Here is a 13,142-nt window from a genome sequence, read left to right as displayed (position 1 = left end):
AGTGCCCGCGATGAAGGCAGTGACCGTCCCCCGGTTCGGTGGCCCCGAGGTGCTGCGGGTGACCGCGGTGCCCGACCCCGACCCCGGCCCCGGCCAGGTGCGGGTCCGGGTCTACGCCGCCGGGGTGCAGCCGGTGGACCTCGCGATCCGGGAGGGCCTGGCCCCGGCCGGCATCGAGCTCACCCCCGGGCTGATCCCCGGCAACGAGTTCGCCGGGGTGGTCGACCGGCTCGGGGAGGGCGTGGACGACTGGGCGGTCGGGGACGAGGTGCTGGGCTTCCGGCTGCTGGGCTGCGCCGCCGAGCTGGTCGCGGCCGACGCCGCCCAGCTGGTGCGCAAGCCGGCCGGGATGCCCTGGGAGCACGCGGGCGCGCTGTCCGCCTCCGGGCAGACCGCGCACCTCGCGCTCACCGGGTTGAAGGTCGGCGCGGGCGACACCGTGCTCGTGCACGGCGCCGCCGGCGGGGTCGGCACGGTCGCCGTCCAGCTGGCCCGGGCCTGGGGCGCCACGGTGATCGGCACCGCGAGCGAGCGCAACCACGGCTACCTGCGGGAGCTGGGCGCGATCCCGGTCGCGTACGGCGAGGGCCTGGTCGAGCGGGTCCGGGCGGCGGCCCCGCAGGGCGTGGACGCGGCCTTCGACGCGGCCGGACGCGGTGCGCTGGAGGCCTCCGTCGAGCTGGTCGCCGACCGGACGCGGATCGGCACCGTGGTCGACTACCCGGCGGCCGGGCGCCTGGGCGTCCTGGGGATCCGGGGGCAGCGGACGGCGGCCCGGCTGGCCGAGCTGGTCGGCCTCTGGGAGGCGGGCGGGCTGCGGCTGGAGATCGCCGACACCTTCCCGCTGGGGCGGACGGCCGACGCCCACCGGCTGGTCGGCACCGGCCACGTCCGGGGGAAGGTCGTGCTCACCCCCTGACCGGCCGGGGGCGGGGCTTTGGGCCGATTGTGTGTTTCGGGCGCTGACCAGGTAATGTCTTCCTCGTCAGCAGGCGCCGCTAGCTCAGTTGGTTAGAGCAGCTGACTCTTAATCAGCGGGTCCGGGGTTCGAGTCCCTGGCGGCGCACAGACAGCCGGAAGGCCCCTCGTGAGAGCGAGGGGCCTTCCGGCGTTCGCGCCCCCGCCTCAGTGCGGGATCGCGGCGATCAGCTCGGAGGCGCCCTGCCGCTTGAGCGCGAGGGCGGTCGCGGTGCCGAGGTCCTCCGGGCTCAGCGAGCCGGCCCACTCGTGGGCGTCCAGGACCTGCTTGCCGTCCGGGGTGAAGACCCGGCCGCGCAGCGACAGGCGGCCGTCCGCCCCGGCCCGGGCGTAGCCGGCGATCGGCGAGTTGCAGTGGCCCTGGAGCACGTGCAGGAACATCCGCTCGGCGCTCGCCTCGCGCCAGGTCGGGTGGTCGCCGAGGCCGGCGACCGCGTCGATGGTGGCGGTGTCCTCGGTGCGGCACTGCAGGGCGAGGATCCCGGCGCCGATCGGCGGGCACATCGTGTCGAGCGGCAGCACCTCGCTGATCCGCGCCGCCTCGCCGATCCGTTCGAGACCGGACAGCGCGAGCAGCAGTGCGTCCGCCTCCCCCGCCGCGAGCTTGGCCAGCCGGCTGTTGGCGTTGCCGCGCATCGGCACGCACTCCAGGTGCGGGTGGGAGGCGGCGAGCTGGGCGCGGCGCCGCACCGAGGAGGTACCGATCCGGGTGCCGGGCGGCAGCTCGTCCAGGGTCAGGCCGCCGGGGTGGACCAGCGCGTCGCGGATGTCGTCACGGCGCAGGTAGGCGGCGAACACGGTGCCGGCCGGCAGCGGGCGGTCGGCCGGCACGTCCTTGAGGCAGTGGACGGCGAGGTCCGCCTCGCCGGCGAGCAGCGCGGCGTCCACCTCCTTGGTGAAGGCGCCCTTGCCGCCGAGCCGGGCGAGGTCGCCCATCCAGCGGTCGCCGGAGGTGGTCACCGGCACCACCTCGGTGCGCACCCCCGGGTGCAGGGCGGCGAGCTCGGCCCTGACCCGCTCGACCTGGGCGAGCGCCATCGGCGAGGAGCGGGAGACGATCCGGATCAACTCTGCGGTGGTCATTGCTGGATGATAGGTCGTCACGACACCGCGGCCGGTGCCGGGTCACCCGGGCGGCGGCGCGGCGCGGGCCCGGGGATCCGGGCGATGAGGTGCTCGGCCAGCACCAGGTTGATCAGCCAGCAGGTCCAGGCGGCGGTCGCGTAGGCCTGCTCGAACGGGACGCCCGCGAGGTCCATCACCGGCAGCCAGATCCGCAGCGTGGCGGCGGCCAGGATCAGGGCGAAGGAGCGGACGGCCCAGGCCCGGTGTCGGACGAGGTCGCGGCGCAGCGCGGCCCGCCAGGCCAGGGCCGAGGAGAGCAGCAGCAGGACGGCCAGCGCGGTGAAGCCGATCGGTGCGACGGGGCCGACGAGCCCGGACGGCGCAAGCAGCAGGCCGCCGGTGCCGGCGACCAGCACGGCGAGCAGGTAGAGCCGGCCGGTCAGCCGGTGCAGGCGCGGGCGGCGGGCGCGCAGCCGGGGCAGGAACTGCCAGGGGCCGAGCAGGACCGCCAGCACCCCGCCGCCGACGTGCAGGGTGAGCGGGAGGCGGTGGGCCACGTAGACGGCGCGCTGCTGGTCGAGGTAGGCCTCCGGGTCGAGGGTCAGGTAGCGGGCGGTGAGCAGCGCGGTGGCGAAGGCCAGCACGGTGACCGTCCACCAGCCCGCCCGGCCGGCCCGGCCGGAACGCGGCGCGGCACGGTCGGCGGACGCGGCGGCAGCGGCGGGCGGACCGGGAGGACCGGGCGGGGCGGGGGCGGCGGTCGGGGCGCGGGGGTCGGGAGCGTTCATGGTCCGGACGCTACGGACCGCGGCGGCCCGCCCGCGTCCGCCCGGCGGGGTCCCTCCGCCTGCCTCGAACGGGGGTCCGGAATACCCCACCAGGGCGATGCGCCGTCCGGACGGCCGCCGCTACCGTACGGCCCGAGCGCCCGCACCACCGCGCGGCGGCCATCTGCCCCGACACCGGAGCCGCCATGAGTTCCCCGCCGTACACCCGGGCGATCCCGGCGATCCCGGCGATCCCGGCGGCCCCGCCGTCCCGGCGGCCGGTCGCCGCGCTCCGGGCGGTGCCGGCCGAGCGCTGGGACGCGGCGCTGGCCGGGGCGTTCCTGCTGCTCATGGCCGTCGAACGGATCGGCGCGGCGGACCGGCTGCACGGCGGCCTGCCGCTCGCCCTCGCGCTGAGCGCGGCGGTGGCCGGCCCGCTGGCGGTGCGCCGCAGCAGGCCGCTGGCCGGGTACCTGGTCGGGGCGGCCGCGCTCTCGGCGGAGGCGCTGTTCGTGCTGCCGAGCCCGGTGTCGCCGTACGCCGACCTGATCGGCCTCTACTCGCTCGGCCTGTACGCGTCCCGGCGGCGCGCCTGGTTCGGCCCGTTCGCGGCGCTGCTCGGGATGGCCGCGTACTTCGCCGACCTCGGCCGGGCCTACCCGGTGATCCCGGCCGGGGTGCTGTTCCTCTGGCTGCTCGGCTGGGCGGTCGGCTACGGGGCGGCCCGGCGGGGCGAGCAGCGCGAGGCCGCCCGGCTGCTGCTGCGCCGGGAGGTGGTCGCCGAGGAGCGGGCCCGGCTGGCCCGGGAGCTGCACGACTCGGTGGGCCACACCCTGAACGTGGTGCTGGTCCAGGCCGGGGCCGCCCGCCGGCTGCTCGACCGGGAGCCGGAGCGGACCCGGGAGCTGCTCTCCGGGATGGAGCACACCGGTCGGGAGGCGCTCGACGACCTCGACCGGGTGCTCGGCCTGCTGCGCCGCGGCGCGGGCGACGCGGACGAGGAGGAGGGCGCGGCGCCGCAGCCCGGGATCGCCGACCTGGAGCGGCTGGCCGAGCGGCTCGGCGGGGCCGGGCTGCGGGTGCGGGTGCGGATCGACCCGGCCGCCCGCCGGGTGCCGCGCAGCCTGGACGTGTCGGCGTTCCGGATCGTCCAGGAGGCGCTCACCAACACGGTCAAGCACGCGGACGCCGGGTCGGTCGGGGTCACCGTGCGGTGCGCCGCCGGCCGGCTCGCGGTCGAGGTGTGCGACGACGGGCGGGGCGTGCCCGCCGGGTACGTCCCGGGCCGCGGACTGCTGGGCGTGGCGGAGCGGGTCTCGGTCCTCGGCGGCCGGGTGGAGCACGGGCCGGGCGAGCCGGGCGGGTTCCGGCTGCGCGCCGAGCTGCCCGTCCCGTGACGGCCGCGCGGGGGCCGTCGGTCGGCCGGGTGCGGGTGGTGGTGGCCGACGACGACGCGCTGCTGCGGGCCGGGGTCTCCCTGGTGCTGGAGAGCGACGACCGGATCGAGGTGGTCGGCGAGGCGGCGGACGGGCTGGCGGCGGTCGCCCGGTGCCGGGAGCTGCTGCCGGACGTGGTGCTGATGGACGTCCGGATGCCGGGGGTCGACGGGGTGGAGGCGACCCGGCGGATCACCGCCGCCGGGCTGCCCACCCGGGTGCTGGTGCTGACCACCTTCCACCACGACGACTACGTGTGGGGGGCGCTGCGGGCCGGGGCGGCCGGGTTCCTGCTGAAGCGGGCCTCGGCCGAGCGGCTCCTCGACGCGGTGCACACCCTGGCCGCGGGCGAGTCCGTGCTGGACCCGGCGGTCACCCGGGACCTGGTCGCCCAGGTGGTCGGCCGGGGCGGCGTGCGGCCCCCGCCGCACCCGGAGGACACCCGGCTCGCCCAGCTGACGGCGCGCGAGCGGGAGGTGCTGCGGCTGGCGGCCGAGGGACGCTCCAACCAGGAGATCGCCGCGCTGCTGGTGCTCGCCGAGTCGACGGTGAAGACCCACATGAAGCGGATCCTGGCGAAGATCGACGCCCGCGACCGGGCGCAGGCGGTGGCCATCTCCTACCGCGCCGGGCTGATGCCGCCCCGGGACCCGCTCGGCGGGTACTGAGGACGTCGGGGGACGCCGGTCACCGGGCGCCGCCGGGGCGGCGGGCGGGGAAGCCGTGGGTGCGGGCGGCGAGGACGACGGCGAGGACGGGCAGCAGCAGGAGCAGCACGGCCCACGGGAAGGAGCCGGCGCCGAGCCGGTCGAGCAGCAGGCCGCCGGCCACGCCGCCGCCGGCCATCGCCGCGTTCCACAGGGTGACCAGCATCGCCTGCGCCGCGTCCGCCTGCTCGCCGCCCGCGTTCCCGGCGGCGGTCTGCAGCAGGGTCGGGACGCCGCCCCAGCCGAGCCCCCAGAGCACGGCGGCGGCGTACACGGCGGCGGTGCTGCCGGCCGCCAGGCCGAGCACGGCGGCCGCGGCGGCCACCAGCAGGGTCGAGGCGACGGTGAGCGCGCGCAGCCGGCGGTGGATCCGCGCGCCGGTGTACCAGATGCCCGCCAGCGAGGCCACGCCGAAGGCGAGCAGCACCGCGCCGGTGGCGCCGCCCAGGCCGCGCCGGTCGAGGAAGGGCGCGATGTAGGTGTAGAGGACGGTGTGGGCGAGGACGAAGACGAAGGTGACGGCGAGCACGGGGGTGACGCCGGGGACGGCGAGGGCGCGCAGCACCGGGGTCCGCTCGCTGCGGGCCCGGCCGGGCACCTCGGGGACGGACACGGCGATCCAGCCGGTCACGCCGAGGGCGATCGCGGTCATCAGCAGGAAGGCCACCCACCAGCCGAGCACCGTGCCGAGGAAGGTCCCGGCGGGCACGCCCAGCGACAGGGCGAGCGGCGCTCCGGTCATCGCGACGGCGATGGCCCGGCCCTGGAGCCCGGGCGGCGCGAGCCGGCGGGCGTACCCGGCGAGCAGGGCCCAGGCGAGGCCGGCGGCGACCCCGGCGACGAAGCGGGCGGCCATGGTGAGCGGGTAGTCGGTGGACAGCGCGGTGACGGTGTTGGCGGCGGCGAAGCCGAGCATCGCGGTGAGCAGCAGGCGCCGCCGGCCCCAGCCGGCGGTGGCCGCGGTGAGCGGGACGGCGGTGAGGGCGGTGCCGAGGGCGTAGACGGTGACGGACTGGCCCATGGCGGACTCGCCCACGCCGAGGTCGGCGCTCATGGCGGGCAGGACGCCGGCGGGCAGGGTCTCGGTGAGGGCGGTGACGAAGACGGCGGTGGCGAGGGCGAGGAGGGCGGGCAGAGGTAGGCCCGTCCGCCGGCCGGGTCCGGTGGGATCGGTGGGATCGGTGGGATCGGTGACGCCGGCGCTGGGCCGGTCGGTGGTCCGGGAAGTGGTCCGGGAAGTGGTCCGCATGGCGGTTATGCTCGAAGCCTCACATTGGTGTGAGGGTCAACGCGGCCGGCTGTGAGGTGGGGCACATGCGGATCGGTGAGCTGTCCGAGCGGACCGGGGCGTCCCGGCGGCTGCTGCGCTACTACGAGGAGCAGGGGCTGATCGTGGCCGGACGCTGTGCGAACGGCTACCGCGCGTACGACGGCACGACGGTGGACCGGGTGCTGCAGATCCGGGGGCTGCTCGACGCGGGGCTGCCGACCCGGATCATCAAACAGATCCTGCCCTGCCTCAGCAAGCCCCGGGCGATCCACTTCGAGGACGCCACCCCGGAGATGATCGCCACCCTGGAGCAGGAGTTGGCGGGGATGAGCACCCGAATCGCCTGCCTGACCCGCAACCGGGACGCGATCGCCGAGTACCTGGCGGCGGTCCGGGTGGACCGCTGAGCGACGGGTTCGGTTCCCGTCACTCAGCGGTCCGAGGATCCGTCAGCGGCGGAAGTAGGAGTCGAAGTTCTTCGAGAACTCCCGGCCGCCGAACTGGTCCCAGTTGATCGACCAGGTCATCAGGCCGCGCAGGCCGGGCTGGGCGCCCGCCTTCGGGACGTAGCCGCCGCAGTTGGCCAGCTTGGTGAGGCAGTCCAGGGCCTTGTTGACCTCGGCCGGGGCCACGTAGCCGTTGCCCGCGTTGGTGGTGGCCGGCATGCCGATGGCGACCTTGGAGGCGGGCAGCGCCGGGAAGACGTTGGCGGTGTTGCCCGCCACCGGGAAGCCCTTGAGCAGCAGGTCGGTCATCGCGACGTGGAAGTCGGCGCCGCCCATCGAGTGGTACTGGTTGTCCAGGCCCATGATGGAGCCGGAGTTGTAGTCCTGGACGTGCAGCAGGGTCAGGTCGTCGCGCAGGGCGTGGATGACCGGCAGGTAGGCGCCGGCGCGCGGGTCCTGGCCGCCCCAGGGGCCGGAACCGTAGTACTGGTAGCCGAGCTGGACGAAGAAGGTCTCCGGCGCCATGGTCAGCACGAAGTTCGGGCCGTACTTGGCCTTGAGCGTCCTGATCGCGGAGATCAGGTTGACGATGACCGGGCTGGTCGGGTTCTTGAAGTCGGTGTCGCCGGTCTGCAGCGACAGCGAGTGGCCCTCGAAGTCGATGTCCAGGCCGTCCAGGCCCCACTTGTCGATGATCGCCGAGACGGAGCTGACGAAGGCGTCCCGGGCGGCGGTGGTGGTGAGCTGGACCTGGCCGTTCTGGCCGCCGATCGAGATCAGCACCTTCTTGCCCTTGGCGCGCTTGGCGGCGATCGCGGCCTTGAAGTCGGCGTCGGACTCGACGGTCGGGCACTCGGTGGCCGGGCAGCGGTTGAACCGGATGTCGCCGGAGGTGACCGAGGTCGGCTCGCCGAAGGAGAGGTTGATGAAGTCCCAGGAGTCGGGGACGTCGGCCATCCGGGTGTAGCCGGCGCCGTTGGCGAAGCTGGCGTGCAGGTAGCCCACCAGGGTCTTGGAGCCGGGCGGCGGCGTGGTGGGCGTGCCGGTGGGCGTCACCGTCGGGGTCACGGTCGGGGTCACGGTGGGCGTCACGGTCGGGGTGACCGTGGGCGTCACGGTGGGGGTGGGCGTGGCGGTGGGGCTGGGCGCGCCGGGGCCGTCCAGCGAGACGTCGTCCGCGTAGTAGGTGCCCTGGCCGTACCAGCCGTGGGTGAAGACGGTGGCGCTGGTCTGGGTGGCGCCGGTGGTGAAGCTGACGCTCAGCTTCTGGTAGGCGCCGCCGGTGCCGGGCGTCCAGGTCGAGGTGCCGCCGTCCACGCCGAGGTAGACGTAGGAGCCCTTGAGGTGGGCGCTGAGCGTGTAGGTGGTGTTGGGCGCGACCGTGACGGTCTGCGCGCAGCGGGCGGTGTCGCCCGCCGAGGCGGCCGCGGCCAGGGCGTAGCTGCCGCCGTGGGCCTGGCCGGTGACGACGCTGCCGGTGCCGGCGGTGCAGCTCCACGGGCCGAGGGCGCCGCTCTCGAAGCCGCCGTTGACCAGGAACTCGCCGGCCGCGGCGCTGGGTGCGAGGCCCAGGGTGAGGCCGACCATGGTGGCCGCGGCGACGGCCGAGGCGGTGCCGGCGGCCAGCGCGGTGCGCGAGCGGCGGCGGGGGGCCGCGGGGGCCGGGGAGACAGGGGTTCTGCGCATGTGGGGGACTCCTTGCGGAGGGCGCGGTCGTGGGGGTGTCCGGGCATGCCTGGGGGCGCACCGGTGGTGGGGGAACGGCGCGGCCGGGCAGACGAGTTGGACTAGACCACTGAAGTGGATTCGGCCGTACGGTGTCAATGGTCCAGACCGGTTCCGGCTCCGGCGACGGCCGCCGGGAGGCCCTTCCGGTTGCCGCGCGTGACACCCCGTCGAAGCATGGAGGGGTGACGTCGCCCGGCTACCTCCGCTACCCCCACCTGCGCGGGGGCCTGGTCGCGTTCACCGCCGAGGACGATGTCTGGGTCGCCCCGCTGGAGACCGGAGCCGCCGCCGGCCGGGCCTGGCGGGTCAGCTGCGACCGCACCCGGGTCAGCCACCCCCGGCTGTCCCCCGACGGCCGCACCCTCGCCTGGACCGCCTGGCAGAGCCTCGCCCCCGAGGTCTGGACCGCCCCCGTCGACGGCGGCGAGGCCGTCCGGCTCAGCCACTGGGGCAGCCAGGACACCCGGCTGCGCGGCTGGCTGCCGGACGGCGAGCTGCTCGCCGTCACCTCGTACCACGAGCCCTTCGGCCACTACACCTGGGCGCACGCCCTGCCCCCCGACGGCCGCCCCGCCCGCCGGATGCCCTGGGGGCCGGTCGGCGACGCCCAGGTCGGCGCGGCCCACACCGTGCTGCTCACCGGCGCCGCCCCGCACGAGCCCGCCGCCTGGAAGCGCTACCGGGGCGGCGCCACCGGCCGGCTCTGGGTGGACGGCGAGCAGATCCTCGCCGGACTGCCGGGCCACCTCGCCTCGCCGATGCCGGTCACCGCCGCCGGGGGCGACCGGATCGCCTTCCTCTCCGACCACGAGGGCGTCGGCAACCTCTACTCCTGCCGCCCCGACGGCACCGACCTGCGCCGGCACACCGACCACGCCTCCTACTACGCCCGCGAGGCCGCCACCGACGGCGTCCGGATCGTCTACCAGCACGCCGGCGACCTCTGGCTGCTCGACGGGCTGGACGCGCCCGCCCCGCACCGGCTGCGCGTCCCGCTCGGCGGCGCCCGGGCCGGCCGGCGCCCCTACCAGGTGAGCGCCGCCTCGCACGTCAAGGACCTCGCCTGCGACGCCACCGGGCGGGCCGGGGTGATCACCGTGCGCGGCAGCCAGTACTGGCTCACCCACCGCGACGGCCCGGCCCGGGCGCTCGCCGACACCCCCGGCGTGCGCACCCGGCTGCCCGTCGTGCTCGGCCGCACCGGCGAGGCCGCCTGGATCACCGACGCCGAGGGCGAGGACGCGGTCGAGATCGTGCCGCTGCCCGGCCACGAGCACGCCCCCGGACAGCACGGCCGCCGGCTGCTGGCCGCCGGAGGGATCGGCCGCGTCCTGGAACTCACCGCCGCCCCCGACGGCGCCCGCCTCGCGGTCACCACCTCCGACGGCCGGCTGCTGCTGGTCACCGCCGCCGACGGCACCGTGCGCGAACTCGCCTCCTCCGGCCACGGACCGGTCACCAGCGCCCGCTTCTCCCCCGACGCGCACTGGATCGCCTGGTCCCAGCCGGCCGCCGGCCGCTCACTGCGGCGCATCCGGCTCACCCGCGCCGACGCCCCCGCGCCGGTCGTCGACGTCACCGACGGCCGCTTCGAGGACGAGCAGCCCGTCTTCACCCGGGACGGCCGCTACCTGGCCTTCCTCTCCTGGCGCGGCTTCGACCCCGTGCACGACGTGCACACCGGCGACCTCTCCTTCCCGCTCGGCTGCCGCCCCTACCTCGTCCCGCTCACCACCGGCACGCCCTCCCCGTTCGCGGCCCCCGACGAGGACGGCGCCCCGCACGGCGACGGCGGCGGCGACGGCACCGTCGAGGTGGACGCCGAGGGCATCGGGGAGCGGCTGATCCCGTTCCCGGTGCTCGCCGGCAAGTACTCGGCCACCGACTCCGTGCGCGGCGGACTGCTCTGGCTGCGCTGGCCGATCTCCGGCGTGCTCGGGCAGACCTTCACCAACCCCGACGACACCTCCGGCCGCCCCGCCCTGGAGTACTTCGACCTGGCCCGCGGCTCCCGCTCCACGCTCGCCGACCGCCTCGACGGCTACGCGGTCTCCGGCGACGGCGGCTCGGTGGCCGTCTACTCGGCCGGCACCCTGCGGATCGTCCCGGTCGGCGCGCCGTCCGCCGGCACCACCGTCGACCTGCGGCGGATCACCCACACCGTGCACCCGGCCGCCGAGTGGCGCCAGGCCTACGCGGAGGCCGCCCGGATCGTGCGCGACCAGTTCTGGGACGCGGACATGAGCGGGCTGGACTGGCCCGCCCTGGTCGCCCAGTACGAGCCCCTGCTGGAACGGATCGCCGGCCCCGACGACTTCGCCGACCTGCTGCGCGAACTGCTCGGCGAACTCGGCACCTCGCACGCCTACGTCACCCCCTCGCGGCGCGGCGAGGGGCCCTCCCTCGCCCAGCAGCCGCTCGGCCTGCTCGGCGCCAACGCCCACCGCTCCCCCGACGGGCGCTGGCTGTTCGACCGGGTGCTGCCCGGCGAGTCCTCCGACCCGCGGGCCCGCGCCCCGCTCGCCACCCACGGCGTGCGCGACGGCGACGAACTGCTCGCCGTCGCCGGGCGGCCCGTCGACCCGGTGCGCGGGCCGCTGCCGCTGCTGGCCGGCACCGGCGGGACGAGCGTCGAACTCACCCTCCGCCGGGGCGGCCCGGACGGCGCCGTCCGCCGGATCACGGTCGCCCCGCTCACCGACGAGCGGGCCATCCGCTACCAGGACTGGGTGGCCAAACGGCGCGCCCTGGTCAGGGAGTTCAGCGACAGCCGGTGCGGCTACCTGCACATCCCGGACCTCGGCGGCTCCGGCTGGGCGCAGTTCAACCGCGACGTGAGGCGCGAGCTGGACAAGCCCGCGCTGGTCCTGGACGTGCGCGGCAACGCCGGCGGCAACGTCTCCGAGCTGGTCCTGGAGAAGCTCACCCGCCGCGTCCTGGCCTGGGACTTCAGCCGCGGCCGGGAACCCGTGCGGTGGCCGCGCGACGCGCCGCGCGGGCCGGTGGTGGCGCTCGCCGACGAGGCCACCAGCTCGGACGGCGACGTCATCATCGCCGCCATCCGGCTGCTCGGGCTCGGCCCGGTGGTCGGCAACCGGACCTGGGGCGGGGTGGTCGGCATGACCGGACGCCACCAGCTCGGCGACGGGACGCAGATCTCGGTGCCGAAGAACGCCTCGTGGTTCACCGGAGGGCTCGGCTGGTCGGTGGAGAACCGGGGCGTCGAGCCGGACGTGCACGTCGTGCGCGCGCCCCGGGACTGGGCCGCGGGGCGGTATCCGGAGCTGGTCACGGCGGTGCGGCTGGCGCTGGAGCTGCTGGACGACGTGCCGGCCGCCGTCCCGCCGCCGCCGGACACGCCGCGCCCGGACCTGCGGCGGCCGCCGCTGCCGCCCCGGGAACGGTGAGCGCGGGGGGCGCCCGCGGTCGGCCCCGGCCCGCGGTCAGCCCCGGGGGTCGCCCTCGGGGTCAGCCCCAGGGGTCGCCCTCGGAGGTCATGTCCTGGCGGGCGCGCTCCTCGGCCTCCCGCTCGCTGACCGCGGAGGCCTCCTGCGCCTCGCGGGCCTTCTCGGTCTCGGCGCTGAAGGCGTCGGCGGCCTCGTCGTGGGCCAGGGCCGCACGCTGCGCGGCGTCGGTCATCGCGGTGGTGTCCCGCTCGGCGCCCGCGTCGAGCGAGGACCTGGTCCCCTCCGCGGTGTGCTGCGTCCTGTGGCGGAACCTGTCGAAGATGCCCATGACTCCTCCTCCGGGCGAATTCCGGACTGCCCCCACTCTCACACCGCCGTGCCCGGCCCGCACCCGCTGCCCCGGCCGGGGCGCCGGCACACCCGTTTGAGTCGTTGGTCCCTGGTCGCGGGCGCCGAAAGGCCGTAGCCGTCCCGGCGGGGCGGGAGGAGGGTGGAAGGCGTCAGCCGGTCCCGATCCCACCCCTGGAGCCCGCCGTGACCGTCGCCGCCCACCCCCGCGTCCCCCGTCCGAGTGAGGACCCGCACGACGGACCGCGCCGGCTGGTCGGGTCACTGGCCGCACTCGACGGACGGCTGCCCGGCGTCCACGACCTGTTGCTGATGCAGTGCCCCAGCTCGCTGCGCCCGCTCGGCGGCGGCGGGCTGCCGGACTGGGCGCGGCAAGTGCTGCGGGCGCACCCCTGGGTGACGGTCGGGCGGGCGCCCGCCGTGGCGGGCACGCCCGTGGACACCCCGCACCCGGTGCGCTGCACCCGGGACGTGTCGGCCGCGCCGGAGACCTGGGTGCCGGTGACGGTGCGCGGGCCGCAGCGCGGACAGCGGCTGGACGCGCTGGCGCCCCGCGCGGCGGTGGCCCGCACGCTGCGCCCCGAGCAGCTGCCGGGACGGCTCTCCCTGCTGTCGCCCGAGCGGGTGGCGGCGATCCCCGCGCTGACGGTGCTCCCGCTCGCCGGGCAGCTGATCGCCGACCACCGGCTGGCCTGGGGGCCGATCGGCGCGATCGGCTACGAGCTGGCCACCGGCGAACCGGTGGCCGGCCCGCTGAGCCCGCTGCGGCTGGTGCTGCGCGCGCCGCAGCCGGTGAGCCGGCGCGACGCGCTGCACCTGCGGCGGGCGCTCAGCCGGCTGCGGGTGCCGGTGCAGGCCGAGCTGGAGACCCGGCACGGCGCGGTGCTGCTGGCCGAGTACGCGGCGTCGCCGCTGACGCTGACCCTGCTCACGCCGTACGGGCCCCGGGAGGTCCACGACCCGTGGTTCCCCCGGGGCCGGTGAGCCCGT

11 protein-coding genes and 1 tRNA gene are annotated in these 13,142 nt (G+C 76.5%); 7 read left to right on the top strand and 5 right to left on the bottom strand.

Annotated features, from left to right (window positions below; genetic code table 11):
• Positions 1-10 precede the first annotated feature (10 nt).
• Both ACFVFS_RS02980 and ACFVFS_RS02975 read left to right on the top strand, forming a co-directional pair.
• Entirely contained in the window at positions 11-919 is a 909-nt protein-coding gene (locus ACFVFS_RS02980) for an NADP-dependent oxidoreductase (RefSeq protein ID WP_380619374.1), read from the top strand.
• A 73-nt stretch (positions 920-992) separates the two neighbouring features.
• A tRNA-Lys gene (locus ACFVFS_RS02975) sits at positions 993-1,066 on the top strand.
• A gap of 59 nt (positions 1,067-1,125) precedes the next feature.
• Here ACFVFS_RS02975 and hemC read toward each other — a convergent pair.
• The gene (gene hemC, locus ACFVFS_RS02970; RefSeq protein WP_380619372.1) at positions 1,126-2,061 is read right to left on the bottom strand and encodes a hydroxymethylbilane synthase; all 936 of its coding nucleotides are present in this window, start codon (positions 2,059-2,061) and stop codon (positions 1,126-1,128) included.
• Positions 2,062-2,078: 17 nt separating this feature from the next.
• Positions 2,079-2,831 (bottom strand): DUF2306 domain-containing protein, encoded by a 753-nt coding sequence (locus ACFVFS_RS02965; protein ID WP_380619371.1) that lies wholly within the window; start codon positions 2,829-2,831, stop codon positions 2,079-2,081.
• A 185-nt stretch (positions 2,832-3,016) separates the two neighbouring features.
• On the opposite strand from ACFVFS_RS02965, the gene ACFVFS_RS02960 reads away from it, so the two are divergent.
• Together ACFVFS_RS02960 and ACFVFS_RS02955 are read left to right on the top strand one after the other, a co-directional pair.
• On the top strand, positions 3,017-4,207 hold the full coding sequence (locus ACFVFS_RS02960) for a sensor histidine kinase (RefSeq protein WP_380619370.1): 1,191 nt from the start codon (positions 3,017-3,019) through the stop codon (positions 4,205-4,207).
• Positions 4,204-4,914 (top strand): response regulator, encoded by a 711-nt coding sequence (locus ACFVFS_RS02955; protein WP_380619368.1) that lies wholly within the window; start codon positions 4,204-4,206, stop codon positions 4,912-4,914. The genes ACFVFS_RS02960 and ACFVFS_RS02955 overlap by 4 nt, the downstream gene beginning before the upstream one ends.
• 19 nt (positions 4,915-4,933) lie before the next feature.
• Here the strand turns inward: ACFVFS_RS02955 and ACFVFS_RS02950 are convergent, their stop codons facing one another.
• Positions 4,934-6,202, bottom strand: a complete 1,269-nt coding sequence (locus ACFVFS_RS02950; RefSeq protein ID WP_380619366.1) for an MFS transporter — start codon at positions 6,200-6,202, stop codon at positions 4,934-4,936.
• 65 nt (positions 6,203-6,267) lie between these two features.
• On the opposite strand from ACFVFS_RS02950, the gene ACFVFS_RS02945 reads away from it, so the two are divergent.
• The gene (locus tag ACFVFS_RS02945; protein WP_376089121.1) at positions 6,268-6,630 is read left to right on the top strand and encodes a MerR family transcriptional regulator; all 363 of its coding nucleotides are present in this window, start codon (positions 6,268-6,270) and stop codon (positions 6,628-6,630) included.
• Between the two features lie 42 nt (positions 6,631-6,672).
• Here ACFVFS_RS02945 and ACFVFS_RS02940 read toward each other — a convergent pair whose 3' ends face one another.
• Positions 6,673-8,355 carry a chitinase gene (locus ACFVFS_RS02940; RefSeq protein WP_380619364.1) on the bottom strand — a complete coding sequence of 561 codons (1,683 nt, stop codon included), beginning with the start codon at positions 8,353-8,355 and terminating at the stop codon, positions 6,673-6,675.
• Between the two features lie 224 nt (positions 8,356-8,579).
• On the opposite strand from ACFVFS_RS02940, the gene ACFVFS_RS02935 reads away from it, so the two are divergent.
• Positions 8,580-11,804: a S41 family peptidase gene (locus ACFVFS_RS02935; protein WP_380619362.1), complete on the top strand. Its 3,225-nt coding sequence runs from the start codon at positions 8,580-8,582 to the stop codon at positions 11,802-11,804.
• A 61-nt stretch (positions 11,805-11,865) separates the two neighbouring features.
• Here the strand turns inward: ACFVFS_RS02935 and ACFVFS_RS02930 are convergent, their stop codons facing one another.
• Entirely contained in the window at positions 11,866-12,132 is a 267-nt protein-coding gene (locus ACFVFS_RS02930) for a hypothetical protein (protein WP_380619360.1), read from the bottom strand.
• A 206-nt stretch (positions 12,133-12,338) separates the two neighbouring features.
• On the opposite strand from ACFVFS_RS02930, the gene ACFVFS_RS02925 reads away from it, so the two are divergent.
• Complete coding sequence (locus ACFVFS_RS02925; RefSeq protein WP_380619358.1) at positions 12,339-13,136, top strand: phosphoribosyl-dephospho-CoA transferase MdcG domain-containing protein; 798 nt, start codon at positions 12,339-12,341, stop codon at positions 13,134-13,136.
• Positions 13,137-13,142 lie beyond the last annotated feature (6 nt).

It is taken from the genome of Kitasatospora sp. NPDC057692, assembly GCF_042799475.1.
Taxonomy (GTDB): Bacteria; Actinomycetota; Actinomycetes; order Streptomycetales; family Streptomycetaceae; genus Kitasatospora.
This window is presented reverse-complemented; position numbering and strand designations above follow the sequence as displayed.

Bases quoted from the DNA above. Each gene is read 5' to 3' on its own strand.
- ACFVFS_RS02940 (WP_380619364.1), bottom strand. From the start codon at position 8,355: ATGCGCAGAACCCCTGTCTCCCCGGCCCCCGCGGCCCCCCGCCGCCGC.
- ACFVFS_RS02945 (WP_376089121.1), top strand. From the start codon at position 6,268: ATGCGGATCGGTGAGCTGTCCGAGCGGACCGGGGCGTCCCGGCGGCTG.
- ACFVFS_RS02930 (WP_380619360.1), bottom strand. From the start codon at position 12,132: ATGGGCATCTTCGACAGGTTCCGCCACAGGACGCAGCACACCGCGGAG.
- hemC (WP_380619372.1), bottom strand. From the start codon at position 2,061: ATGACCACCGCAGAGTTGATCCGGATCGTCTCCCGCTCCTCGCCGATG.
- ACFVFS_RS02965 (WP_380619371.1), bottom strand. From the start codon at position 2,831: ATGAACGCTCCCGACCCCCGCGCCCCGACCGCCGCCCCCGCCCCGCCC.
- ACFVFS_RS02980 (WP_380619374.1), top strand. From the start codon at position 11: ATGAAGGCAGTGACCGTCCCCCGGTTCGGTGGCCCCGAGGTGCTGCGG.
- ACFVFS_RS02950 (WP_380619366.1), bottom strand. From the start codon at position 6,202: ATGCGGACCACTTCCCGGACCACTTCCCGGACCACCGACCGGCCCAGC.
- ACFVFS_RS02960 (WP_380619370.1), top strand. From the start codon at position 3,017: ATGAGTTCCCCGCCGTACACCCGGGCGATCCCGGCGATCCCGGCGATC.